Source organism: Gordonia sp. NB41Y, from assembly GCF_030718915.1.
GTDB lineage: Bacteria > Actinomycetota > Actinomycetes > Mycobacteriales > Mycobacteriaceae > Gordonia > Gordonia desulfuricans.
Map to the genome: position 1 here is coordinate 4,606,761 of NZ_CP132196.1, position 23,796 is coordinate 4,630,556.

Below are 23,796 nucleotides of genomic sequence, written 5' to 3' on the forward strand. Positions count from 1 at the left end.
CGGGGTTCCCTGAGTCAAGGTTTCGGGGGGTGTGTCGGTCAACGGTTGCCGACGGTTGCAACCGGCCGGTGCCCTAGGATCGGCAAGGTGGTCAACCGGTTGTCGCCACGCGAGGCGATGTACTACTTCCTGGACCCCTCGGGGGCCACGAGTCATCTCGGCGCGCTGCTCGTGTTCGGTCCCGACCGCCGTTCCCGCTCGGGCCGGTCATCGACCGCCCGCGGGGGTGGTGCGCCGAAGTCCGAGCCCGTGTCCGGCCCGGACTATCCGGCGCTGGTGTCGCTGGTCGAGAACCGGCTACAGCTCGCGCCCCGCTATCGGCAGGTGGTGCGGTCGGTCTCGCTGGGACTGGCGCGTCCGGTGTGGGTCGACGACCCCGACTTCGACATCAACTTCCACATCCGGCGCTCCGGGCTGCCGCAGCCCGGGACGATGGCCGCCCTGGCCGACCTGATCTCACGGGTCATGTCGCGGCCCCTGGACCGGTCCCGGCCCCTGTGGGAGATGTATCTCATCGAGGGCCTGCCCGACGGCGGGTTCGCCGTGCTCACCAAGACCCACCGGTGCCTCGTCGACGACTTCTCCGGCCCGGAGATCAGCCAGGTGATCTGCGACGACGGGCCGACGGTGCGTGCGTTCGACGAGGACCTGTGGATGCCGCGCCACCTGCCCGGGTCGACGGCCCTGGTGATCGGGGCGATCGCCGAGGCCGTCTCCCGGCCCGGCGAGTTCGTCGAGTCGATGGTCACCGGCAACGGGGTCGTCGGGACCGCACGGTCGATGATCGGCAGCGTGGTGCGGCGCGCGGGTGACCTGATCCGCGACGTCACCGACGCCGCACCGGACAGTCCGCTCAACACCCCGGGCAGTTCGTCGCAGATCTTCGCGGTCGCCTCGGTGCCGCGTCGAGGATGCGCGAAGATCGCCGAACACCACGGCTGCACCGTCCACGACGTGGAACTGGCGATCATCACCGGTGTGATCCGGCGCTGGCTGCTGTCCTACGACGTGGCGGCCACCATCACCGACACCGTGCGCGTCGAGATCCCGCTCGCCACCCGCGATCCCGGTGTCGGCCGGCTCGACGACGAGCCCGGCTGGGTCGATGTGGGAGCACCGGGATTCGTCACCGATCTTCCTGTCGGAGAAGACAATCCGACGGTTCGTCTGGCGCAGGTGGCCGGTCTCGCGGATCGCTATGCGCAGTCGGCGCGGCGGGTCACGCCGGGGCCCAGCCCGATCCTCGGTGATCTCGGGATGGTCCCGTTCCCCGAGCTGAGCTCGTGGGCGTTCCGGTCGCTGGGCAACCGTGGGTACAACGTCCCGGTGTCACTGTTCACCGCACCGGTCCCGGACCGATACGTGTTGGGCCGCAAGGTTTCTGAGATCTATCCGGTGCCGGGCCTGATCGCGGGCCATGCCTTGGCGATCGGGGTGGTCGAGTATCGCGGCAGGCTGCGCTTCGGGTTCATCGCCGACCGCGGCGTGATCGGTGACCTACCGGCACTCGCCGACTACGTCGGGGAGGCCTATGACGAACTCGCGGGCGCCGGGTGAGCCGGGTGCGCGCCGGGCGACTAGGGTCGGGACCGGCAGACGCGACGGTCTGGCAGTGGAGAAGGATCGAGGGATGAGGGTCTACTTTCCGGCGACGCTGGCGATGCTGATGGAGTTGGACTCGACCGGCGAGTTCCGGCCGATCGGGGGCACCGGGTTCGCGCTGACCCCGGCCCTGCGGGAGTCCTTCCTCTCGGGAGACGACGAGGAACTCGCCGAGGTCGCGATGCGCGAGGCGGCCCGGGCGTCGTTGCGGCTGCTCGCCGGGGAGGCGCCCGAACCCGCCGACGCCGAGGCCGATGCGGATCTCGCCGCCGATGCCGGGGAGACCAAGCCCGGTGACACGCCCAGACTCCCGCCCCGACGCGCGGTGGTGGCCGCCGATGTCGAGGCCGTCACGCTGCGCCCCGAACTCGACGACGCGGTGGTGAAGGTGGCCGGGCCGATCGCGCGGTCGGCGGTGGCGTCGGTGCACGTCGACGGCGCCGACGCCGAGGCGGCGGTCCGTACCGCGGTCGTCGTCGTGGACGCGGCCGACCTGGGGGACGAGGACGCCGAACTGGCGATCGGCGATGTCGAGGACTTCGACCTCGCCTGGTATGCGACGCAGGAGCTTCCGTTCCTGCTCGAACTGCTCTGAGTTCCCGAACCGCGCTGTACCCGAACTGCCCTGCGCGCCCGAACTGCGATGAGGCCGTTCCGTCTTCGTCGGGCCGGTCCCACCACCGTGCAAGCCGTGCGTGGGTCGACAGCTCGCCACGAAGTGTGGTGGTGATCGCACGCCGGTCGCGGACGGGCGTGGATGTCGCGTAACCTACGGAAGCGTAGGTTGTGTTTTCGGCGCGGTGCGCCGGTGAGTCGGAGGATGGTGTTCGGCGTGGGTTGGCGCGAACGATTTGAGGCACCGGTGTCGGGTATCGCCGCACGTAGCCGCGGCGGTCAGTGGGTCCGCGCCGCGGTGGCCCGCGTGACCACCCCGTTGCTGCCCGACGACTATCTGCACCTGGCCAATCCGCTGTGGTCGGCCCGTGAGCTGCGGGGTCGGATCGTGTCGGTGGTGGCCGAGACCGACGATTCGGCGACCATCCGGATCCGCCCGGGCTGGGGGTTCTCCCTCGACTACGCCCCCGGCCAGTACATCGGCATCGGCGTACTCGTCGACGGCCGCTGGACGTGGCGTTCGTACTCGCTGACCTCGGTGCCCGACTCCACGGCCACCGACAAGACCATCGCGATCACGGTCAAGGCGATGCCCGAGGGCTTCCTCTCGTCGCACCTGGTCAACGGCCTGCAGCCGGGCACCATCGTGCGGCTCGCGGCCCCACAGGGCGAGTTCGTGCTACCCGAACCGCTGCCGGAGAAGATCCTGTTCGTGACCGCGGGCAGTGGTATCACCCCGATCATCGCGATGCTGCGCACCATGGCCCACCGTGGGCAGCGCACCGACATCCGGGTGATCCACTCCGCCCCGACCCCCGACGACGTGCTCTTCGCCGACGAGCTCGACCGTCTGGCCGCCGCCGGCTTCGTCGACCTGCACATCCAGCACACCCGCGCCGACGGCAAGGTCACCGCCGACACCCTGCCCGGACTGTGCCCGGACTGGTCGGAGCGCCAGACGTGGGCGTGTGGCCCGTCGGCCTTCCTCGACATGGTGTCGCAGTTCTTCGAGACCGGCGGCCACCCCGAGCTGCTGCACATCGAACGATTCGCGCTCGAACGCGGCGCGGTGGGTGCGCAGGGCGGCACCGTGACCTTCGGTCGCAACGGGCAGAGCGTCGAGGCCGACGGCGCGACCACTCTGCTCGAGGCCGGCGAGAACGCGGGCGTCCTGATGCCGTTCGGCTGCCGGATGGGCATCTGCCAGAGCTGTGTGGTGATGCTCGACAAGGGCTGCGTCCGCGATCTGCGGACCGGGACCGAGCACGTCGAGGGCGAACGGATCCAGACCTGTGTGAGCGCTGCGGCGGGGGACTGCACCCTCGACGTCTGAGGGACATCGCGCCTGCTACCGCCCGGTGGTCGTCGGATCCGGCTAGGCTCGGATCCGACAGCAATCGACCACGGAGGGTTTTCCGCGTGCGATCTGAGGTTCTCGAACTGTCCGAAACGATCACCGTGCCGGCACTGACCGACGGGGTCGTCACACTCCGCAAACACGCCCACCACGACGTCGATCGGATCGTGGGCTATGCGACCGATCCGCTGACCATGCGCTGGGCGCGGATGCCGTCGCCGTACGGCCGCTCCGACGCCGAGCGGTTCATCGTCGGCGCCCTGCGTGGCTGGGACACCGGTCTCGGGATGACCTGGGCCATCGAGTTCGAGGGCCGATTCGTCGGCAGCCTCGCCCTCGAGGGTGCCGGACGGGTCGTCGACGTGGGGTTCGTGCTGCATCCCGATGCCCGTGGCCAGGGGGTCGCGCGGCGCGCGATGCAGCTGGCGATGCGGTATGCCTCCACCGAGCGGGATGTCGAGGTGGTGCGCTGGGAGGCCGCCGAGGGCAATCTGACGAGCCTGCGTGCGGCGCATGCGGCCGGGTTCACCCTCCTCTCGCGCATGCCCGACTGGCTGGAGATGAACAGCAAGGTGGTCGATGCCTGGACCGCCATCTGGCGTGCCGGCGACGGCTTCGAGCCCACGTCCACATGGCGATCGACCTCGTTCGAGACCGATCGGTTCCGGATGCGGCCGCTGGTCGAGGACGACGACGAACGCATCCGGGAGACCCTCGACGACCCGGCGTCGCGGACCTATCTGTTCGGTAGGCCGGATCCGCTGACCGTCGAGCATGCAGGTGCCGAACGCACCCGCAAGTGGTGGACGGCCGCGTGTGGCCAGACCTGTACCTGGGCGGTCGCCGACAAGGAGGACGACCGCTACCTCGCCGACATCTCGTTGTTCAAGATCGACCCCACCACCGGCGCCGAGGCCGGCTTCTACACCCATCCCGAGGCCCGGGGACGCGGGGTGCTGGGGGAGACGTTCCCGGCCGCGGTGCAGCATGCCTTCACCGAGCTGGACATGCGGCGGCTGACCTTGTTCGCCGCGGAATCCAACAAGGGCAGCATCGCCCTGGCCCGCTCGGCGGGGATGCGCGAGTTCGGCGTGCAGCCGCTGGCCGCCGACTCCGGCGGCGAGATCGAGGACCTGGTCTGCTTCGAGCTCCTGCGCGACCGGTAGCGGCGCTCTGCGTGATCACCGCGATCACCGCGATCACCGCGATCACCCGGCGGCCTGTGGGCGGCTGCTCCGTCACACCCACTGGACAGCCGACGGGACCGTAACTTACGCTATCGTAGGTTACGGTAACGTAGCCGCGGGCCGGACGATACGGATTCGGCCGCGGCATGACGCGGAAGGTCGAGCATGGCGATCAGCGACATCCCCGAGTACGCCCACCTGACAGAGGCCGACGTCGAGGCCCTCGGTGCCGAACTCGATGCGATCCGGGCGGATATCGAGGCTGCTCGCGGTGAACGCGATGCCCGCTACATCCGCAACACCATCCGCTTCCAGCGTGGCCTGGAGCTCGCCGGCCGCGCCATGATCATGGGGTCGCGCAAGCGTTCGCTGTGGTGGGCCGGTGCCGCCTCGCTGGGCGTCGCCAAGATCGTCGAGAACATGGAGCTCGGGCACAACGTGATGCACGGGCAGTGGGACTGGATGAACGATCCCGAGGTGCATTCGACCACCTGGGAATGGGACAACACCGATCCGTCGGCGCACTGGAAGCACACCCACAACTACATCCATCACAAGTACACCAACGTCCTCGGGATGGACGCCGACGTGGGCTACGGCCTGCTGCGCGTCACGCGTGATCAGCGCTGGCAGCCGTTCTACCTCGGGAACATCGCCTACAACACGCTGCTCGCGGTCTTCTTCCAGTGGGGTGTGGCCGCCCAGCATCTCGAACTGGGCAAGAAGCGTCGCACGCCGGAGCAGAAGGAACAGTTCCGGCGCGACCTGGCCGACGTGGGAACCAAGGTCGGCAAGCAGGTCGGCAAGGACTACGTGGTCTTCCCGGGTCTGGCCGCAGCATTGGCCGCGGCCCTGCCCGGTGGCGATTCCGCTTCTGCGGCAAAGGCATTCGGCAAGGCGGCGTCGGCCGATGCGCTGGCCAACCTGATCCGCAACCTGTGGACCAACGCGGTGATCTTCTGCGGACACTTCCCCGACGGTGCCGAGAAGTTCACCAAGCAGGACGTCGACAGCGAGACCCAGGCCGAGTGGTATCTGCGTCAGATGCTGGGCAGCGCGAACTTCCGCTGCGGACCGGTGCTGGGCTTCATGTCCGGCAACCTCTCGTACCAGATCGAGCACCACATCTTCCCGGATCTGCCGAGCAACCGCCTCGCCGAGATCTCGGTGCGGGTGCGCGCCCTGTGCGAGAAGTACGACCTGCCGTACACGACCGGATCGTTCCCGCTGCAGTACCTCAAGTCGTGGCGGACCATCGCCAAGCTGTCACTGCCGGACAAGTACCTGAAGGCCACCGCCGACGACGCCCCGGAGACCGCCTCGGAGCGGCGATTCAAGCAGGATCTGCCGACCGGTGTGCGCCTGGAGTCGAGTCTCGACCCGTTGACCGGACGGCGGCGCGGCCTGCGGTCGGCGATCGGTGCACTTCGGGGCCGTAAGAGCCGACTTGGACGATCGTCCCAGGTCATCGACGCGGCGGCGGCCTGAGGCCGCGTGGCCGACTTCCCGCTCGCGAGGGCATAATGGGTGCCAATGGCGATCACGGACATCTCTGAGTACGCACATCTGACCGACGCGGACATCGAGGCCCTCGGGCACGAACTCGACACCCTGCGTCGGGAGATCGAGTCAGATCGCGGGCCGCGTGACGTCCGCTATCTGCGACGGACGATCGCCGCGCAACGCAGCCTCGAGGTCATCGGCCGCGTCGCGTTGCTGGGCAGCCACCGCCGTCCGCTGTGGTTGCTGGGTACCGCGGCGCTCTCGTTGTCGAAGATCATCGAGAACATGGAGCTCGGGCACAATGTGATGCACGGGCAGTGGGACTGGATGAACGATCCCGAGGTGCATTCGACCACCTGGGAATGGGACATGGTGTGCGCCTCGCCGCACTGGAAGCATTCCCACAACTTCATCCATCACAAGTACACGAACGTCGTCGGCATGGACGACGACGTGGGCTACAAGATCCTGCGTGTCACCCGGGACGAGCCGTGGGAGCCGCGCCGCGCACTGCAGCCGATCTTCAACGTGCTGCTCGCCCTCACCTTCGAGTGGGGGATCGGTCTGCACGATCTCGCGCTCAAGGAGGTCATCAAGGGCGAGAAGCCGATGGAGATCGCGCGGCCGCAGCTCAAGGAGTTCGGCCGCAAGATCGGCAAGCAGGTGACCAAGGACTACCTGCTCTACCCGGCGCTGACCGGTCCGAACTTCCTGCACACCCTCACCGCCAACATGACGGCGAACCTGGTGCGCAACCTGTGGGCCTATGTGGTGATCTTCTGTGGTCACTTCCCCGACGGTGCCGAGAAGTTCACCGTCGACAGCCTCGAGGACGAGACACAGGGGCAGTGGTATCTCCGGCAGATGCTGGGGTCGGCCAACTTCGAGGCGGGCCCGGCGCTGGCCTTCCTGTCGGGCAACCTCTGTTACCAGATCGAGCACCACCTGTATCCGGATCTGCCGAGCAATCGGATGGCCGAGATCGGTGTCCGGGTGCGTGAGTTGTGCGACAAGTACGACCTGCCCTACACCACCGGCCCGTTGTGGGTGCAGTACCTCAAGACCCTGCGCACCATCAACAAGCTGGCCCTGCCGGATCGGTTCCTGCACGACACCGCCGACGACGCCCCGGAGACCGCCTCCGAGCGGCGCTTCGCCGGGATGCCGCGGACCAGGGGGCTCAAGACCGCGATCGCCGAGCTGCGCCGCACCCGTCGCGAACGGCGCCGGGCGCGCCGGGCCTGACCCCGCGCGTCGGTCCCTCGGCCCCTCACCGGCGGTGAGGGTTGCGGAGGGCCGCGTGGGCGAGGACTCCCTGGACCTGGTGGTGGCGTTCGGTGAAGGCGAACAGCCCCCAGAGCGCCATGCCGGCGATCGCGGTGCCGGCACCCGTCGCGCACACCAGGGTCCAGCCGCCAGTCTGATACGCCCATGCGCCGAAGGCCGATCCCACCACGCCACCGGCGAAGTAGGACACCATGTAGGCCGTGGTCAGGCGTGACCGGGCGGTGTCGTCGAGCGAGTACACCGCCGCCTGGTTGGCGATCTGGACCCCTTGCACGCCGAAGTCGAAGACGACGAGCGCGACGATCAGCACGATCACCTGCCCGCCCCCGAGCCAGAGCAGCACCCATCCGGCCAGCAGGACGAGCCAGACCCCGTACTGGGTGTGCCGCAGGTACCCGCGGTCGGCGAGGCGGCCGACGCGGGGTGCGGCCAGCGCACCGGCGATCCCGGCCAGGCCGAACAGCCCGATCGCCGCGTCGGAGAAGTGATACGACGACCCGTGTGAACCGGCGAGCAGGAAGGCGATGGCCGTCCAGAGCGCGCTGAACGCGGCCATGTTCAGTCCGCCGAGCAGCATGCGGTGGCGCAGAACGGATTCGGTACGGATGAGCGTGACGATGGAGGCCAGGACCCGCGGATAGGTGGTGCCCGAGGGTCGCCTCACCGCGGTCCGCGGCGCCCGCAGCCAGATGGCGAGGGCCATCGCCGCCTGCACGACGGCCGCCACCACCAGGACCGTGCGCCAGCCGCCGACCTGGGCGATCAGGCCGGCGAAGACCCGTGACGCGAGGATGCCGATCAGCAATCCGCTCATCACCGTGCCGACCACGGTGCCGCGGTCGCCGGGTGCGGCGACGGCGGCGGCCCAGGGGACGACCACCTGCGCTGCCGACGCGGAGACGCCGACCGCGAACACCATGACCATCAGCACCGCGTAGCCGGGTGCGGCGGCGGCAACGGCGAGTCCGGCACAGGAGATGAGCAGCAGGGCGCCCACCAGCCGCCGCCGGTCGACGAAGTCGCCGAGCGGAACCACCAGGGCCAGTCCCACCAGATACCCGGCCTGGGTCATGGAGATGATCAGGCCTGCAGCGGTGGTGGTGACACCGAGGTCGGCGCCGACCCGATCGAGTAGCGGTTGCAGGTAGTAGAGACAGCCCGCCGAGGAACCCGCGGTCACGGCGAAGAGGAAGACGACCACACGGGTCAACGGTGTACTCGCCGTGGTCGTCGCCGCGGGTGATGTCCCGGCGTCGGGAGCCGGGTCGGCCCGTGTGGCGGTTGAAGGTGCGTTCGCATCGCTCATACTCCACATCTTCCGTTGCAGCGGGCATGATGAAAAGCGATGGATTTCGATGTCCATATCTCTTTTGGTGATGATGGTGGAGGGTGGTCTCGTGGAACTGCGTCAGCTCGAGTACTTTCTCGCGTGCTGCGATCACGGCACGTTCACCGCGGCCGCCCGTTCGCTGCATGTCGTGCAGTCGGCGGTGTCGACGTCGATCGCCCGACTCGAGCGGGAGGTGGGTGCCCGACTGTTCGACCGCACCGCCACCAGTCTGGTGCTCACCGAGGCCGGGCAGGCGATCGTCGTCCCCGCGCGGACCGCCCTGCGCGCGCGTGCGGAGGTCGGTGACGCGGTGGCGGCCCTGCGTGGCGACATCGCCGGCGGGGTGTCGCTCGGCGCACTGGTGAACATCGGCGGTGCCATCGACCTCGCCGAGGCCTTCGCCATGGTGCACCGCCGCCATCCGGGGATCACCATCGCGATGCGGCAGAATCCGCGCGGCAGTGCGGGCAACATCCGCGGGATTCGTGACGGCTCCCTGGATCTGGCGTTGTTCGGTGGAAACGACGACGACATCCCCGGCGCCACCGTCGAATGGCTCGCTGTGGAGCCGTTGGTGCTGGTCTGTCATCCCGATCACCGCCTCGCGAAGCGAGGTGGCTTCGTGGTCGCCGATCTCGTCGACGAGCGGGTGATCGACCATCCGCCCGGGTGGGGGATCCGGGCCGTCGTCGATCGGTATGTACCGCAGCGTCTTTCGGTGATCGAGGTGGCCGATCAGGAATTCGGTACCCAGTTGGCGCGCAGGGGATTCGGGGTGACGCTGGTGCCCCAGAGCGTGGCCCGTGATCAGCGGGAAGTGTCCGTGCTGACGTGCCGCGACCGGGAGATGTTCTGGCACATCGGGATCGCGCACTCCGCCGACCTGACGCCATCATCCGCGGCGTGTGCCGTCCTCGAGATCGTGCGTGAGGTCGCCGGGCAAGATCAGGCGAACGCCGTGACGAAGGCATCGGATGCGGCAGCCAGCTCGGTGCGCACCCAGCCCTCACGACCGATCACACCGGCGTAGCCCGCTTGCGCAGCGCCGCGGCGATGGCCGGACAGTGGATCTCGCCGGTGCCGGGTTCCCATCGCCCCGTGACGTCGGCCACCTGGATCTCGCCCACATACGGCAGGCCACGAGGCGCCCTCGGGATCGGTGAGGCTGCCGGTCATCGTCCCTCGACCCCGGTGCAGACGGTGGTCAGCGATGTGAGGCACGCGACGTGGGATCGCGGGCGTCGAGTGTGGGGGCGTCGAGGGCGGGATGGCCGCCATCGACGTCCTCCGGGTGGGAGTGTCCGATCCCGCCGGTGACGAACCACCGGCGGATCTCGTGTGATGTCATCGACTCGGGTAAGCCGCCGTCTGCCGATGCATCGGGTCTCTCGCCCATGCCCCGGTCATGCTGGAGTCCCAGCCGCTCCGGAGTCCCAGGCGCTCTGTGTTCTCAGGCGTTCTGGGGAAAGCCGAGGTTGAGGCCGCCGTGACTGGGGTCGAGCCAGCGGGTGGTGATGGCCTTGGTGCGGGTGAAGAAGTGGATGCCCTCGGTGCCATGGGCGTGGGTGTCGCCGAACAGTGAGGCTTTCCAGCCGCCGAAGCTGTAGTAGGCCATCGGGACGGGGATGGGCACGTTGATGCCGACCATGCCCACCTCGACCTCGTTCTGGAAGCGGCGGGCGGCGCCGCCGTCGTTGGTGAAGATGGCGGTGCCGTTGCCGAACGGGTTGGTGTTGATCAGTTCGAGTGCCTCGTCGTAGGAGGCGACGCGGACGACGGCGAGGACAGGACCGAAGATCTCGTCGGTGTAGATGCTCATGTCGGGGGTGACGTGGTCGAACAGGGTCGGGCCGAGCCAGAATCCGTCGGCGTCACCGTCGGCCTGGACTCCGCGGCCGTCGAGGACGATGGTGGCACCCGCCGCCTCGCCGGCGTCGACGTAGGAGGCGACCTTGGCGCGGTGGGCGGCGGTGACCAAGGGGCCCATGTCGCTGCTACGGGTGCCGTCGCCGGTGACGATGGAGCGGGCACGTTCGGCGATCTTGTCGACGAGGGTGTCGGCGATGTCGCCGACGGCGACGGCCACGGAGATGGCCATGCAGCGTTCCCCGGCGGAGCCGAAGCCGGCGTTGACCATGGCGTCGGCGGCGAGGTCGAGGTCGGCGTCGGGGAGGATGATCGCGTGGTTCTTGGCGCCTCCGAGGGCTTGCACGCGTTTGCCGGTGGCGGTGCCGGTGGCATAGACGTACTGGGCGATGGGGGTGGAGCCGACGAAGCTGACGGCTTTGATGGCGGGGTCGGTGAGTAGTGCGTCGACGGCGGCCTTGTCGCCTTGGAGGACGTTGAACACGCCGTCGGGCAGGCCGGCTTCCTTCCATAGTTCGGCCAGCCAGATCGAGGCCGTCGGATCCTTTTCTGAGGGTTTGAGAACCACGGTGTTGCCGGCGGCGATCGCGATGGGGAAGAACCACATCGGGACCATGGCGGGGAAGTTGAAGGGGGAGATGATCGCGACGGGCCCGAGGGGCTGGCACACCGAGTGGACGTCGACGTTGGTGGAGGCGTTCTCGGTGTGGCCTCCCTTGATAAGATGTGCTATGCCGCAGGCGAATTCGACGACCTCTTGGCCGCGCGAGATCTCGCCGAGGGCATCGGAGAGGACCTTGCCGTGCTCGGCGGTGATGATCGCGGCCAGCTCGCTCTTGCGCTCGTTGAGCAGTTCGCGGAAGCGGAACAGGATCGTGGTGCGCTTGGACAGGCTGGTATCGCGCCATGTGGGGAATGCGGTTGCGGCGGTGTCGATCACGGCGCGGGCGTCGGAGACCGAGGCGAGTGCGACCCGGCCGGTGACGTGCCCGGTGGCCGGGTTGGTGACCGGGGCGGTGGCGTTCGAGGTACCAGGGAAGGGCTTGTTTCCGGCCCAGTGGACGACGGTGGCGGACGGTGGGGTGGACATGGGTTACTCCTGTTCTCCGGGGATCGGAAGTCAGTGGATGAATGTGGAAGACGGGGTCGGTTGCCGGATCACATGTCGATGGCCGGAGTCGTCGTCAGTTGCCGAATCTGGTGACGTAGTCGGTCACCGTCGCGAGCTGATATCGCGAGACCTCGGCGCGGTTCTCGTTCTCGGCGAACACACTCGACACCGTGCCTGAGTCGTCACGGTCGTAGAAATCGCCGATCTCGCCGAGCGTGCCGAAGAACTCGTCCCAGTCGACGTCACCGATCTAGAGGTCCTGATGCACGCGCACCGCGTTGCCCGGGAGGGTGGCGATCTACCGGAGGCCATGCGAGGCATGGTGATCCATCGTGTTGGTCACGTGGGTCGGACACTGCATGTCACCGGCGGCGGTCAAGATCTCGCGCATGCTGCCACCCCTGTGGAAGCTGTGGCGGGCGGATTCCTCGGCCTCCTCCGGACGACCGGAGAATTCGGTGTTCATCATGTTCACTCCGAGGCCGACGGTGATCTGGATCACCGCGCCTCCGACACCGCGCGGCGGCTCCACCAGCGGGCATCGTGGTGGAACGGGGTCGGATCGAGCGCGATCGTCGTGTTCACGCCCCCTCGATGGAGGCGCGGTCGACCATGTCGACGGCGACGATCTCACCGGTCTCGAGTGCCCGCACCCCGGCCGCACAGACCGCGGCGGCGGCGTAGCCGTCCCAGGCGCCCGGGCCGTCGACGTTGGTGCCGGCGCGCACCGCGTTGATCCACCGCTGGATCTCGGTGTCATAGGCCCCGCCGAACCGCTCGACGAACGACGGCGTGATGTCGCCACCCCAGATCCCGGCGACCTTACGACCGTCGCTGTTCGGATTGGGCCCGCTCGATCTGCTCCCGGCGCCCGTTCCGTCCTGGGTCGGGTTGCGCTGCTTGCGGATCACCCCACCCTGGTCGAGTCCGATGAAGGCAGAACCGTATTCGCCGACGATCTCGGTGCGCACCTCGTAGGCCACCCCGGTGGTGACGAAGCACTCGACGTCGATATGCCTGCCGGATTCGGTGGTGAAGATCGCGATCTGCGGGTCCTTGAGGCCCTGCGGCGCCCGCGGATTCGATCCCGGGGTGATGATCTGCACCGTGGCGATCTCCTCGTCGAACAGGAACCGCGTGACGTCGACCTCGTGGACGATGGAGTCCTTGACGATCATCGCCGAGTCGAAGCTGGGCGGCACCGCCGGGTTACGGTGGACGCAGTGGGCCACCAGCAACCTGCCGAAGACGTCGTCGTCGATCAGGTTCTTCAGCCGCTCGTACTCGGCGTCGAAGCGCCGCATGAAGCCCACCTGGATGAGCTTGCGTCCGAGTTCGGCCTCACGCCTGACGATCTCGAGCGAGGTGGCGGCGTCGGTGGTCATCGGCTTCTCGCACATCACCGGCTTTCCTGCCTCGAGGCAGGCCAGCAGCTGCTTCTCGTGGGTGGGGCCGGGGGTCGCCAGGATGACGACGTCCACGTCGGGATCGGCGATCGCGTCGAGCGGATCGTTGATCGCCCGGCACCCGGGGATCGTGGCCGCGAGTTCCTCGGCCTTCGCCGTCACGTAGTCGTTGACGACGGTGACGGTGGCACCCTTGATGCGTTCGGTGATGCGGGCGACGTGGTCGGCGCCCATCATACCGACGCCCAGGACGGCAACTCGCACGTCGGTGTTACGTAGATCGGTCATGGTCTTCTCCGTGGGATGTGTTGGCGGACTGGGTGATGTGCAGATGAGGACCAGGGTGCGTCTCCCCATTCCCTGTGCGGGTCTTCGCGGCTCGATGGTGCCCTGGCTGCGTTGTCGGTCACGATGGCTGCCGCCACCGCTCCCTCCTCGCGGCGAGAACCATCAATTCCACAGATCCCTCCCTGAAGAATTGGGAGACACACCCTGACGGAACGCAACGGCGGGGACACCCGCACGAGCCGAGGTTCTTCTGGGTGCGCTGGTCGATCGGCCTCCTCGTCGACCTGCTCGAGGTGCAGGTGGCCGATGCGCTCCGGATGGCGACGGATGATCGCGATGGTGTCGCCGCCGCAGTGGCTCACGTGCCCGGTGTCGAGGCAAGGTCCACGAACTCGCCGTCGGTGTACTCGCGGTCTTCGGGCACCGCACCGGTCGCCGGACCACGCCATACTCCCCAGTGGTCGGGGGCAGAGCCCACGAGAATCTTCGACATCACCGGTCTCCGTCGCTCGGTGAGGTGGGGGAGCTGGGGGAGGAGGCGCCCGGATCGCTCTCTGTAGGGGTCAGGTAGGACCGCTGGACGGACTTCCACTGTGAGTAGACGTGGTATGCCTGCTGGGTGGAGTCGAGGGTGGCTACTTCCGAAACTGGCACGTCCCACCAGGACTCGCTGTCGGGGGCGCCGATCAACGGGTCGGTCTCGACGTGGATGACGGTGGTGCGTTCGGCGGCCTTGGCGACCTTGATCGCGTCGGCGAGTTCGGCGGCGGTGGTGGCGCGGATGACGCCGGCGCCGAGGGAGGCGGCGTTGGCGGCCAGGTCGATCGGCAGGGTGGAACCGTCTAGCCGGCCGCGCTCGCCCCGGTACCGGTAGCCGGTGCCGAATCGCTGTGATCCCAGCGACTCCGACAATGAACCGATCGAGGCGAATCCGTGGTTCTGCACCAGCACCACGATCACCTTGAGGTTCTCCTGGACCGCGGTGACCAGCTCGGTCGCCATCATCAGGTACGAACCGTCGCCGACCATCACGAACACGTCGCGGTCGGGGCATGCCATCTTGACCCCGAGTCCGCCGGCGACCTCATAGCCCATGCACGAGTAGCCGTACTCGACGTGGTAGCCCTTGGGATCGCGGGTGCGCCAGAGCTTGTGGAGGTCACCGGGCATCGAGCCCGCGGCACACACCACCACGTCGCGGGGATCGGAGGTCTCGTTGACCAGGCCGATCACCGCACCCTGGGTGAGGGCCTCGGCGCCGGTGGCGACGTTCACGCCGACAGCAGTGGGGGAGTACGCGTCGTCGACGATGCGATCCCACTCCGCGGCCAGTGCGCCGGTGCGCTCGCGGTACGCGGGCTCCACGTGGTGGCCGGCGAGCAGTTCGTCCAGACTCTCGATCGCCTCTCGTGCATCGGCGACGACGCTGAGACCGGAGTGCTTGACCGAATCCAGTGATGCCACATTGATGTTCACGAAGCGCACCCCCTCGCCGGTGAAGGCGGTGCGGGATGCGGTGGTGAAATCGCTGTAGCGCGTGCCGATACCGACCACCACGTCGGCGTCGGCGGCGAGGGCGTTGGCGGCGGTGGTGCCGGTGCTGCCGATCGCGCCCACCGACTGGGGGTGATCGTAGGGCAGGGCGCCCTTGCCGGCCTGGCTCTGGCCCACCGGGATTCCGGTGCGCGCACAGAAGCGGTCCAGTGCCTCGGTGGCACCGGAGTAGATGACGCCGCCACCGGCGACGATCAGCGGACGGCGGGCCGACCGGATGATCTCGGCGGCCTCAGCGATCACGCGGCGCTCGGGCAGCGGGCGGGCCACATGCCAGGTGCGTTCGGCGAACAGGGATTCCGGGAAGTCGAAGGCCTCGGCCTGCACATCCTGCGGGATCGCGATGGTGGCGGTGCCGGTCTCCACCGGGTCGGTGAGCACGCGCATCGCACCGAGCAGTGAACCGGTCAGCTGTTCGGGACGCCACACACGGTCGAAGTACCGCGAGACCGGCTTGAACGCGTCGTTGACGGTGATGTCCCCCGACGACGGCAGTTCCAGCTCCTGCAGCACTGGGGCGCAGGCGCGGGTGGCAAAGGTGTCGGCGGGCAACAGCAGCACCGGGATCCGGTTGATGGTCGCGAGCGCGGCGCCGGTGAGCATGTTGGTGGAACCGGGTCCCACCGAGGCGGTCACGGCCCAGGTCTGCAGGCGGTCCTTCATCCGGGCGTAGCCGACGGCCGAGTGCACCATAGCCTGCTCGTTGCGGCCCAGCACATATGTCAGCGACGGCCGGGCGGGACCGTCGGGACCGGCGGCGGCGAGATCGTCGACCTCTTGCTGCAGCAGCGCCTGGCCGAGGCCCGCGACGTTGCCGTGTCCGAAGATGCCGAAGCAGCCGGCGAAGAACTTCGACCGTTCGCCGTCGCGCTCCACATACTGGTTGGCCAGGAAGCGCACGGTCGCCTGCGCGACGGTCAGACGGACCGTCGGTTCACCGTGTGGAGTGCGGATGCCGGTCACGCCGCCTGCCCGCCCTTGGTTGATCGGTGCCACGATGACTTCTTTCTCGATGGTGGGTCAGAGATTGTCGTGCAGGGGAAGACGTGCGTCGATCTCCTGGTGCTCCCAGCTGCCACGCAGCCAGGTGTGTGCGGGATCGTCGCAGATCTTCCAGGCACGTTCGGTACCCGGACCGGCCATCACGTTCAGGTAGTACATGTGATAGCCGGGGGCCGCGATGGACGGCCCGTGATAGCCGTGTGGCACCAGGACGACGTCGCCGCTGCGGACCTCCTCGAGCACCTCGATCGGTCGCTCGGGGGTGCCGTACACGCGATGATAGCCGAAACCCTTTGTGCCGTCCGGTCCTTCGTCGATCTCGAAGTAGTAGATCTCCTCGAGCTGCGATTCCAGTTCGGAGTTCTCGTCGTGTTTGTGGGCCGGGTAGCTCGACCAGTTGCCGCCGGGGGTGATGACCTCGCACGCGATGATCGAATCGGTATCGAACGAGTCGACGGTGCCGAAGTTGTGCACCTGCCGGCTGCAGTTGCCCGCACCCCGAAGCTCCACGGCCACCTCGGCGCGCGGACCGTACCGGAAGGGCAGGGTCGCCGATGCGCGCGCACCGCACAGGGCGAAGCGTCCGCCGTCGGCACTGGTCACGGTGAACTCGCAGTTGCGTCCCACATAAGCGAAATCGGTGGGGCCGGTGAAGACCCCGGATCGGCCCTCGAGCTCGAATGCCCGTCCGTCGCAGGAGACCACGGCGGCACCGGCCAGTGGGACGACCAGGACCTCGTCGGGTCCGGTGGCCCGCGTGATGGAGCCTCCGGGCGCCAATTCGGCCACCCAGAGCGAGGATTCGGTCCATCCGGCCGATTCCGGGGTGACGTCGACGGTCAGCGGGCGCGTCGCGCTGCCGGCGGGGATGTAGTACTTGCTGGCCATGGTCTGCCTCAGCTCACCAGGTCGACGGCGGTACCGACCGCGGCAGCCACGTCGTTGTCGGACGGATAGAGCAGCGTGCGACCCACGATGAGCCCGCGGACCGACGGAATGGTCAGTGCCCGTTCCCAACTCGCATAGGTCTCCTCCGGTGCGGTCTGTGGGTCGCCGCCGAGCAGTAGGGTGGGCAGGGTGGTGGCGTCCATGACGCGTTCCATCTCGTCGACCACCGGCAGCTTGAGCCACGTGTAGGCGGAGGTGGAACCCAGTCCCTGGATGATATGCATCGACTTGATCACCGCGTCGGCGGTGAGGTCGTTACACACCTTGCCCTCGACCCGCCGCGACAGGAACGGTTCGAGCATCGCGATCACACCGCCGGCGGCGAGTTCGTCCACCGCACGGGAGCAGGCGGTCAGCATATTGAGGGTACCCGGATCGTCGAGATCGATGCGGCACAACATCTTTGCTCCGTTGAGGCCGGCGGCGACGGTCGAGGATGCAGTAGCCGCGGTCATCCGGTCGTCGAGTTCGAACGACGCCCCGGCCAGACCGCCACGGTTCATCGACGAGAACACCACCTTGTCCTCGAGTGCGCCGAGGAGCAATAGGTCCTCGAGGATGTCGGAGGTGGCGAGCACGCCGTCGACACCCGGATTGGCGAGTGCGGTCCGCAGCCGGTCGAGCAGGTCGGTGCGGCTGTTCATCGCGGTTACGTTGGCGCCCACCGACAGCGCACCGCGCGCCGCGTGGTCGGCGGCAACGATCATCAGCCGCTCGTCGCCGCGGGCGGTGTCGCGGCGACGCCGCCGAGCCCACGCCGCAGCGATCGCCTCGGGTTGCTGCGCGCGCACGGTGGTGACGTCGGCGTAGTCGGAGCACACGGGCACCTCGGTGATCAGGTCACGCGGTGACGTCGAGGTGATCGCTGTGACGAGGTCAGACATGTTGGGCCTCCTGGGCTGTGGTGTGGGGGGTCCGGCGAGGGTCGACGGCGAGCGCGGCCACCTCGTCGGCGGTCGGCATGGCGGTGGAACATTCGAGCCGGCCGGCGACGATCGCGCCGGCGGCGTTGGCGTGCAGCAGGACCTTCTCCAGTGGCCAGCCCTCGAGCAGGCCGTGGCACAGCGAACCGCCGAAACTGTCGCCCGCGCCGAGTCCGTTGACGACGTCGACCGGAATCGGGGCCACCTCGACGGTCTCGTGGCGGGTCTTGCCCAGCACGCCGCGCGGACCCTGCTTGACCACGGCCAGTTCGACGCCGAGGTCGAGCAGCGCGTCGGCGGCCTTGTGGGGATCGGTCTCGCCGACGGCGACCTCGCACTCCTCGCGGTTGCCGACGGCGACGACGACCTGACTCAGGGCGCGTCGCACCTGCTCGCCGGCGGCCGCGGGCGACTCCCAGAACATCGGCCGGTAGTCGAGGTCCAGGACGGTCAGCGGACGACGCTCACGGGCGGCCCACGCGGCGAAATGCGCGCTGCGCGAAGGCTCTTCGGACAATCCGGTGACCGTCGACCAATACAGCCGGGCCTGTGCGACGGCGGCGGTGTCGATGTCGTCGGCCTCGATCTGCAGGTCGGGGGCGGTGGGCTTGCGGTAGAAGTACAGCGGGAAGTCGTCGGGCGGATAGATCTCGCAGAACGTCACCGGGGTCGGATACCTCTGGTCGATGCCGATGAAGCGGTTGTCGACGCCGAGACGGGCGATCTCGGCGCGTACGAAACGCCCGAACGGATCAGCGCCGACCCCGGAGATCAGCGCGGCCGAGCGTCCGAGGCGGGCCGCCGCGACGGTGACGTTGGCCGCGCTGCCGCCGAGGAACTTGCCGAAGCTGGTGACCTCGTCAAGGCCGACTCCGATCTGGTGCGGGTAGATGTCGACGCCGCTGCGGCCGATCGCCAGCACGTCGACGACGGGTGTTGGTCGGGCTGTGGTCACGGACTGCTCCTCGTGAGTGGTATGCGGTGTGCGTGTTTGCGGCGGGCTGCGCCGGTCGGGCGCGGAGGACCGGTGGTGCTTCTCCACAGTGCGGCACACCACATGCGAATGTCAAGACTTTGTCTGGACATACGGACCTGTCATGATGGTTGGCACGTTGAGGAAGGGACTCCCATGACGGCGAGCGCATTGCCCGAGAGGACCGCCGTCACCGGTGCGCAGTCGCCTGAACTGCCGGTCGGTGTCATCGGATTCGGCTCGACGGGCGTGCGCACGCCCTGGCGTCTGCGCGGGTGCCGCACCACTATCCGGCACCAGGGCCGTCGCCCCGTCTGGCGATGATCGCCGACGAGATCGCCGAGTGGGCGGCCGCCGCCGACCAGTTCGGTGCGTGTGGCGTAGGTGCCTGGCGTGAGGTGGTGGCCGATCCGTCGCTGCCGCCGCCAGCGTGACCGCCCCGGACCTCCCGCATCGTGCGATCGGGGTGAACTCGAGATCGGGCGCAGCCCGGTGTCCGGTGCGATCCAGGATCTCGCCGTGTTGACGCTGTTCGTCGGTCCCGGGCACGGGCAGTATGCGGCCTTGCAGTCCGGCTCGGCCGCTGCGTTGGGATACGACGGCCTCGAGGTGATCGAGGCCGCACGGTTCCGCGCGTCGGTCGGCGGACCGGAGCAGGTCGCCACGGTCGGCGCAGGAGCCACCATCGATGCCGCGGTGCGGGCCGCGGAGGCCCGCGACGCCATGACCGCCTCGGTGCGCGAAGGACGTTGGGTCTTGCCGGTCGGGACGCCGACCCGGGCGTGACCGACCGGGCGGATGTGCACTGGTCGGCAGCGGCGGGTTGCCCACGTGCCCTCGCCCTTCTGGGTGCCGGTTCGCTGTCCATGACACTGGGTGATCGCGACCGTGATGGCGGTCTGCGCGGTAGGCGCGGTGTCCTTGGCGGTCGGGGTGGGTGCGCAGGCACTCGGAGCGAGTCTGAAAGCTCCATATGTCAGGACAAACGACGGACTCGGCGTGTGACAGGTATTCCACTCAGGGGCGGCGTCGGGTGCGAGGTCCACGCCCGACGGCCGTCGCCACGCGCCAGACCCTCGCCCCAGGCCTCCCGCTCCAGCCCCCGCACAATCCGCGACACCCAGAGCCCCAGCGGCACCCCAGAGTCCCCGCGACACCCCAGAGTCCCCGCGACACCCGAGGAACCGTCATGACGCCCAGCACGCAGACACCGTCTCCGGTCGGTGTCGTCTTCGACGCGTCCAGCTCGTTCGAGGTCGATCCCGTGGACGCGCTGTACCAGGCTGCCGATGCCGCGGGGCGCAGACCGACGGCGCCCCACCGCCTCGGCTCGTCCTCGGTGTGTACGGTCGTGGCCGCGACCGGCGGCGGGCCGTCGCCGATCTGATCGGCCTGGGATGTGCGGCGGTCGTCCTGGTCGGAGTCCCCCCGCGACGACCCCGACATCGACGAGGTGCTGGTCGCGTTGCCCCCGAGTTCGGTCGGCAGTGTCGTCGACGACCGTTCGGTCCGTCCCTTGTCGAGGCGTTCGACGACGGCGCCGACCGCGGGTGGCAGAAGGATTGGCGGGGTGGTCGACCACATCTGGAGGTAGGTGGGATGTCCTGCTCGACCAGAACGTGGCAGGTGCTGTTCGAGCCGGACGATCAGCGCGGTTCCATGCCTGCCTTGCGGTATGCCTCGTCGATGTAGGTCATGTTGGTGACCGCATCGTCGAGGTCGATCGGGAGGGGTGCGTCATGGCGGAGCGTGGCCGCGAAGGCCTCGAGTTGGAAGGTGTAGGTGGAGCGGCTGCTGACCTCCTCCACACGGGTCTCGGTGCCCGTGACGACGGTCAGCCGGTTGTCGCGAGTGGGAGCGAGGAAGTTGTGCACGACGAGTTCCCCGGCAGAACCGACGATCCGGCAGCGGAAGGTGAATTCGCCGGCGACCATCGAGTTGACGTTCATCCCGGATGCGCCGTCGGGATACTCGACCTCGATCCGGGCCGACTCGTCGATCTGCTCGCCGCGCAGCACGGCCGTGGCCCCGGTGATGACCGGCGCCCCGCCCGCGAACGTGCCGAGGGCTCGGAGCAGATGCAGGCCGTAACACCCGAGGTCCATGATCGCGCCGCCCGCGAGCCTGTAGTCCCACCGCGGATCCGATGGACCGGGCTCGGGCATACCCATCTCGATCTCCACACGGCGCAGAGTCCCGATGGTGCCGTCGCCGATCAGCTTGCGTGTGTGTTCCATCAGCGGGTGGAAGGCATAGTGGAAGCCCTCGAGTACTGGGACCCCGGCCGAGCGCGCCGCGTCGGCCACCTCCAGCGCCTCCACGGCGTTGCGCGCGAACGGCTTTTCGCTGAGAACGGGGGTCCCGGCCGCGATCGCGGCCAGATTCCACGGCCCGTGAAGCGAATTCGCCAACGGGTTGTAGACCAGATCGATCTCGGTGTCCTGTACGACGTCGATGTATGAATCCGCCACCCGCTCGACCCCGTGGGTTGCGGCAAACGTCTCGGCACGTCCCCGATCACGGGCAGCGACCACCACCAGGCGATGGCCGAGTTCGCGGGCCGGTCCGACGATCGCCGCCTCCGCGATCCGGGATGCGCCCAGTACACCGATCCGCAACGGCTGATCGGTCACGCCCGAATCTCCGGGCGGCAGGCGCTACGCAGGAACGACATCGAGACCGCCACGTCGGCGGCCGCGGAGTCGCCGGCCGCCTCGTCGGCGAGGATGGTGTCCTGCTCGAGGACGAACCAGCCGTCGTAGTCGTTGTCGCGCAACGTGCGGACCACCCGCTCGATGCGCGCATTGCCCGCGCCGAGGGGGACGTACATACCGGCGGCGACGGCCTCGGTGTAGGTGAGCTCGCCGTGCTGCACGCGACGGGCCAGGTCGGCGCGCACATCCTTGAGGTGTGCGTGCCGGACACGGCCGGCGAACGCCTCGCTGATCTCCAGAGGGTCGGTGCCGCCGATGAGCAGGTGGCCGGTGTCCAGACACAGCCCGATCGACGAGTCCTCCAGCACCCGAAGGACTTCCGGATTTCGCTCGATCATCGTGCCGACATGCGGATGCAGGGCGGCGACGATCCCGCTCTCGGCGGCGATCGCGTCGAGGCGGTCGAGGTTGGTCAGCAGGGTGCGCCAGGCGTCGTCATCGAGTTCAGGCCGGCTGTCGTAGCCGTCGGTGCCGGTCGCCGCGGCGAGCACCAGCACATCGCCACCGGAGACCAGCAGACGTGTGATCACCGCCCGCACCGCCGGAGCCGGATCATGGTCGGCGTCATGGAGGACCACCGGGACGAAAGAACCGACACACTGCAGGTCGTAGGCGGCGAGGGTGTCGCGCAGCGCCGCCGGATCGGTGGGGAGGAATCCGTCCGGTCCGGTCTCGGCCGCAGTGACGCCGAGGTCACGCATCTCACCGAGCACGCGCTCGGCGTGCAGTTGATATCCCCAGTCGGGTACCTCACACACACCCCAGGAGATGGGTGCGGCGGCGATGCGGGGGTGGGTCGTGATCATGGTGCGTACCTCGTCGTGATGGAATGGGTCTGGGAAGCCGGGTGTGTGGAAGGCCCGGTGGTCAATGGCGGTCGACGAACCGGTTACGGCGTGTGGCGACGATCGAGTTCGGCGAGCTCGCGATCGAACTGGTCGACGTCGAAGCGTCCGTCGACGGCGCGCCGGACCAGCTCGGCCTGGGTCTCGCCGGCGAGACCGGTGAGCGGCTGATCGAGGTCGAGGTTACTGGGGAACGCGTAACCCTCTGCTGCCGAGGCGATCACGTTGCCGACACTGTGATCGTCGCCGGTCTCGGCAAGATCGAGGATCCACGGGTAGAGCGAGCGGAGCATCGCCGATCGGTCGACGGCGTCCATCGCCCGGCCGAACGCCGACGACACCTGCAGCAGGTTGGCCATGCGCTTGATGTCGGTTGAGGTGTTGTGGCCTGCGGCATGGAACAGCGCCGGGTTGAAGAAGACGGCATCGCCTGCGCGCAACGGAAGTTGGATGTGGTTGTCGGCGAAGTACTGTCGGAACTCCGGCAGGTTGAACGCGACATAGCCCTGCTCGTAGCGCTGGGAGTAGGGCAGATACATCGTCGGTCCGGACTCGAGCGGCATGTCCACATGGGCGACCGCCCCCTGCAGGGTCAGCGCGGCCGACAGTCGGTGCTGGTGGGCGCGGAATCGGGTCGCGGTGTCGGTGGACATGAAGCCGAGGTGGTAGTCGCGGTGGGGATTCTGCGCGGCCCCCAAGGGATTGACGACGTTGATCGCCGAGGTCACCTGATACATCGGGCCGACCCAGGCCTCGCAGATCAGGGCCAGGATGTCGTTGCGGTAGTAGCGGACGAACGTCTCGGGGTTGCGCAGGGCGAGCTTCTGCAGGGCATTCCAGATCCGGTCGTTGGCGCCGGGCGTGGCGAAGTGGTCACCGAAGCTCTGCCCGGCGGCGTGCTGTGCGTCGATGATGTCGGTGTAGATCTGTGTGGACTCCGATAGCGCGGTGTCCTCGTCGAAGGCGCCGGCGAAGACGACGATGCCGGGGCCGGTCAGCAACGCGCGGGCGAGCTCGTCACCGACGCTCGCCCGAGTGTCGGGGTCGACGATCTGTGAACGGAGTGCGGGGGCGTCGTAGACCAGGACATTGCTCTGCACCGACGTCGCGTAGGGGTAGTCCGCGAGATCGGTCTCGGTGCCGATCGAGGCGATGAAGTCGTCGATCCGGCATTCGTCGGGGGAGAAGCGGTCGGCACGCCGGCCGGCTGTGGTGGGAGTGGTGCTCGAGGTCGTCATCGCAGGGCTTCCTCTCGTCGTCGGGGTGGATCTGGGGTCGGTGGGGT

Annotated in this window: 21 protein-coding genes and 2 pseudogenes; 9 read left to right on the forward strand and 14 right to left on the reverse strand. The window is 68.3% G+C overall.

Annotated features, from left to right (window positions below; translation table 11 throughout):
- Positions 1 to 87 precede the first annotated feature (87 nt).
- From Q9K23_RS19860 to Q9K23_RS19885, 6 genes are all read left to right on the forward strand, one after another.
- Positions 88 to 1,557, forward strand: a complete 1,470-nt coding sequence (locus Q9K23_RS19860; protein ID WP_020791762.1) for a wax ester/triacylglycerol synthase domain-containing protein — start codon at positions 88 to 90, stop codon at positions 1,555 to 1,557.
- Between the two features lie 73 nt (positions 1,558 to 1,630).
- Positions 1,631 to 2,197, forward strand: coding sequence for a hypothetical protein (locus Q9K23_RS19865; protein WP_059039521.1), 567 nt, complete (start codon positions 1,631 to 1,633; stop codon positions 2,195 to 2,197).
- A gap of 225 nt (positions 2,198 to 2,422) precedes the next feature.
- The gene (locus tag Q9K23_RS19870; RefSeq protein ID WP_020792404.1) at positions 2,423 to 3,550 is read left to right on the forward strand and encodes a ferredoxin reductase; all 1,128 of its coding nucleotides are present in this window, start codon (positions 2,423 to 2,425) and stop codon (positions 3,548 to 3,550) included.
- 86 nt (positions 3,551 to 3,636) lie between these two features.
- On the forward strand, positions 3,637 to 4,740 hold the full coding sequence (locus Q9K23_RS19875) for a GNAT family N-acetyltransferase (RefSeq protein ID WP_020792405.1): 1,104 nt from the start codon (positions 3,637 to 3,639) through the stop codon (positions 4,738 to 4,740).
- Positions 4,741 to 4,926: 186 nt separating this feature from the next.
- Positions 4,927 to 6,249 (forward strand): fatty acid desaturase, encoded by a 1,323-nt coding sequence (locus Q9K23_RS19880; RefSeq protein ID WP_020792407.1) that lies wholly within the window; start codon positions 4,927 to 4,929, stop codon positions 6,247 to 6,249.
- 45 nt (positions 6,250 to 6,294) lie between these two features.
- Positions 6,295 to 7,509: a fatty acid desaturase gene (locus Q9K23_RS19885; RefSeq protein ID WP_053778055.1), complete on the forward strand. Its 1,215-nt coding sequence runs from the start codon at positions 6,295 to 6,297 to the stop codon at positions 7,507 to 7,509.
- 25 nt (positions 7,510 to 7,534) lie between these two features.
- Here Q9K23_RS19885 and Q9K23_RS19890 read toward each other — a convergent pair whose 3' ends face one another.
- Complete coding sequence (locus tag Q9K23_RS19890) at positions 7,535 to 8,857, reverse strand: MFS transporter (RefSeq protein WP_082366017.1); 1,323 nt, start codon at positions 8,855 to 8,857, stop codon at positions 7,535 to 7,537.
- A gap of 49 nt (positions 8,858 to 8,906) precedes the next feature.
- On the opposite strand from Q9K23_RS19890, the gene Q9K23_RS19895 reads away from it, so the two are divergent.
- Positions 8,907 to 9,911, forward strand: coding sequence for a LysR family transcriptional regulator (locus tag Q9K23_RS19895; RefSeq protein WP_261978033.1), 1,005 nt, complete (start codon positions 8,907 to 8,909; stop codon positions 9,909 to 9,911).
- On the opposite strand, the pseudogene Q9K23_RS19900 reads toward Q9K23_RS19895, so the two are convergent.
- The 10 genes and pseudogenes from Q9K23_RS19900 to iolC form a co-directional block, all read right to left on the reverse strand.
- A pseudogene (locus tag Q9K23_RS19900) lies at positions 9,827 to 10,023 on the reverse strand (hydroxypyruvate isomerase); the annotation flags it as partial. The gene Q9K23_RS19895 and the pseudogene Q9K23_RS19900 overlap by 85 nt on opposite strands.
- Before the next feature lie 62 nt (positions 10,024 to 10,085).
- Positions 10,086 to 10,229 (reverse strand): hypothetical protein, encoded by a 144-nt coding sequence (locus Q9K23_RS19905; protein WP_020793673.1) that lies wholly within the window; start codon positions 10,227 to 10,229, stop codon positions 10,086 to 10,088.
- Between the two features lie 102 nt (positions 10,230 to 10,331).
- Positions 10,332 to 11,837 (reverse strand): CoA-acylating methylmalonate-semialdehyde dehydrogenase, encoded by a 1,506-nt coding sequence (locus tag Q9K23_RS19910; RefSeq protein ID WP_053778057.1) that lies wholly within the window; start codon positions 11,835 to 11,837, stop codon positions 10,332 to 10,334.
- Between the two features lie 94 nt (positions 11,838 to 11,931).
- Positions 11,932 to 12,357 (reverse strand): annotated as a pseudogene (locus Q9K23_RS19915) (sugar phosphate isomerase/epimerase); the annotation flags it as partial.
- An 82-nt stretch (positions 12,358 to 12,439) separates the two neighbouring features.
- Positions 12,440 to 13,552 carry a Gfo/Idh/MocA family oxidoreductase gene (locus tag Q9K23_RS19920; RefSeq protein ID WP_305950254.1) on the reverse strand — a complete coding sequence of 371 codons (1,113 nt, stop codon included), beginning with the start codon at positions 13,550 to 13,552 and terminating at the stop codon, positions 12,440 to 12,442.
- 358 nt (positions 13,553 to 13,910) lie between these two features.
- Complete coding sequence (locus tag Q9K23_RS19925) at positions 13,911 to 14,045, reverse strand: hypothetical protein (protein ID WP_261978035.1); 135 nt, start codon at positions 14,043 to 14,045, stop codon at positions 13,911 to 13,913.
- Positions 14,045 to 16,102, reverse strand: a complete 2,058-nt coding sequence (gene iolD, locus Q9K23_RS19930) for a 3D-(3,5/4)-trihydroxycyclohexane-1,2-dione acylhydrolase (decyclizing) (protein WP_053778059.1) — start codon at positions 16,100 to 16,102, stop codon at positions 14,045 to 14,047. The genes Q9K23_RS19925 and iolD overlap by 1 nt, the downstream gene beginning before the upstream one ends.
- 24 nt (positions 16,103 to 16,126) lie before the next feature.
- A complete protein-coding gene (gene iolB / locus Q9K23_RS19935; protein WP_053778060.1) occupies positions 16,127 to 16,996 on the reverse strand; it encodes a 5-deoxy-glucuronate isomerase in 870 nt (289 codons plus the stop codon).
- A gap of 8 nt (positions 16,997 to 17,004) precedes the next feature.
- Positions 17,005 to 17,940, reverse strand: coding sequence for an aldolase (locus Q9K23_RS19940; protein ID WP_082366018.1), 936 nt, complete (start codon positions 17,938 to 17,940; stop codon positions 17,005 to 17,007).
- Positions 17,933 to 18,934, reverse strand: a complete 1,002-nt coding sequence (iolC, locus tag Q9K23_RS19945) for a 5-dehydro-2-deoxygluconokinase (protein ID WP_020794150.1) — start codon at positions 18,932 to 18,934, stop codon at positions 17,933 to 17,935. The genes Q9K23_RS19940 and iolC overlap by 8 nt, the downstream gene beginning before the upstream one ends.
- A gap of 510 nt (positions 18,935 to 19,444) precedes the next feature.
- On the opposite strand from iolC, the gene Q9K23_RS19950 reads away from it, so the two are divergent.
- The gene (locus tag Q9K23_RS19950) at positions 19,445 to 19,738 is read left to right on the forward strand and encodes a hypothetical protein (RefSeq protein ID WP_053778061.1); all 294 of its coding nucleotides are present in this window, start codon (positions 19,445 to 19,447) and stop codon (positions 19,736 to 19,738) included.
- Between the two features lie 403 nt (positions 19,739 to 20,141).
- Positions 20,142 to 20,339, forward strand: coding sequence for a hypothetical protein (locus Q9K23_RS19955; RefSeq protein ID WP_053778062.1), 198 nt, complete (start codon positions 20,142 to 20,144; stop codon positions 20,337 to 20,339).
- Positions 20,340 to 20,598: 259 nt separating this feature from the next.
- On the opposite strand, the gene Q9K23_RS19960 is transcribed toward Q9K23_RS19955, so the two are convergent.
- The 3 genes from Q9K23_RS19960 to Q9K23_RS19970 form a co-directional block, all read right to left on the reverse strand.
- Positions 20,599 to 21,585: a Gfo/Idh/MocA family oxidoreductase gene (locus tag Q9K23_RS19960; RefSeq protein WP_020790219.1), complete on the reverse strand. Its 987-nt coding sequence runs from the start codon at positions 21,583 to 21,585 to the stop codon at positions 20,599 to 20,601.
- Positions 21,582 to 22,472, reverse strand: a complete 891-nt coding sequence (locus Q9K23_RS19965; RefSeq protein WP_020790224.1) for a sugar phosphate isomerase/epimerase family protein — start codon at positions 22,470 to 22,472, stop codon at positions 21,582 to 21,584. Before Q9K23_RS19965 ends, Q9K23_RS19960 begins: the two co-directional genes overlap by 4 nt.
- A gap of 83 nt (positions 22,473 to 22,555) precedes the next feature.
- Positions 22,556 to 23,749 (reverse strand): phytanoyl-CoA dioxygenase family protein, encoded by a 1,194-nt coding sequence (locus tag Q9K23_RS19970; protein ID WP_020790217.1) that lies wholly within the window; start codon positions 23,747 to 23,749, stop codon positions 22,556 to 22,558.
- Positions 23,750 to 23,796 lie beyond the last annotated feature (47 nt).

What these genes read in the sequence shown, in the direction of transcription:
- Q9K23_RS19865 (WP_059039521.1), top strand. Translation starts at nt 1,631, where the DNA reads ATGAGGGTCTACTTTCCGGCGACGCTGGCGATGCTGATGGAGTTGGAC.
- Q9K23_RS19870 (WP_020792404.1), top strand. Translation starts at nt 2,423, where the DNA reads ATGGTGTTCGGCGTGGGTTGGCGCGAACGATTTGAGGCACCGGTGTCG.
- Q9K23_RS19880 (WP_020792407.1), top strand. Translation starts at nt 4,927, where the DNA reads ATGGCGATCAGCGACATCCCCGAGTACGCCCACCTGACAGAGGCCGAC.
- Q9K23_RS19885 (WP_053778055.1), top strand. Translation starts at nt 6,295, where the DNA reads ATGGCGATCACGGACATCTCTGAGTACGCACATCTGACCGACGCGGAC.
- Q9K23_RS19890 (WP_082366017.1), bottom strand. Translation starts at nt 8,857, where the DNA reads ATGAGCGATGCGAACGCACCTTCAACCGCCACACGGGCCGACCCGGCT.
- Q9K23_RS19895 (WP_261978033.1), top strand. Translation starts at nt 8,907, where the DNA reads ATGTCCATATCTCTTTTGGTGATGATGGTGGAGGGTGGTCTCGTGGAA.
- Q9K23_RS19905 (WP_020793673.1), bottom strand. Translation starts at nt 10,229, where the DNA reads ATGACATCACACGAGATCCGCCGGTGGTTCGTCACCGGCGGGATCGGA.
- Q9K23_RS19910 (WP_053778057.1), bottom strand. Translation starts at nt 11,837, where the DNA reads ATGTCCACCCCACCGTCCGCCACCGTCGTCCACTGGGCCGGAAACAAG.
- Q9K23_RS19920 (WP_305950254.1), bottom strand. Translation starts at nt 13,552, where the DNA reads ATGACCGATCTACGTAACACCGACGTGCGAGTTGCCGTCCTGGGCGTC.
- Q9K23_RS19925 (WP_261978035.1), bottom strand. Translation starts at nt 14,045, where the DNA reads ATGTCGAAGATTCTCGTGGGCTCTGCCCCCGACCACTGGGGAGTATGG.
- iolB (WP_053778060.1), bottom strand. Translation starts at nt 16,996, where the DNA reads ATGGCCAGCAAGTACTACATCCCCGCCGGCAGCGCGACGCGCCCGCTG.
- Q9K23_RS19940 (WP_082366018.1), bottom strand. Translation starts at nt 17,940, where the DNA reads ATGTCTGACCTCGTCACAGCGATCACCTCGACGTCACCGCGTGACCTG.
- Q9K23_RS19955 (WP_053778062.1), top strand. Translation starts at nt 20,142, where the DNA reads ATGACGCCCAGCACGCAGACACCGTCTCCGGTCGGTGTCGTCTTCGAC.
- Q9K23_RS19965 (WP_020790224.1), bottom strand. Translation starts at nt 22,472, where the DNA reads ATGATCACGACCCACCCCCGCATCGCCGCCGCACCCATCTCCTGGGGT.
- Q9K23_RS19970 (WP_020790217.1), bottom strand. Translation starts at nt 23,749, where the DNA reads ATGACGACCTCGAGCACCACTCCCACCACAGCCGGCCGGCGTGCCGAC.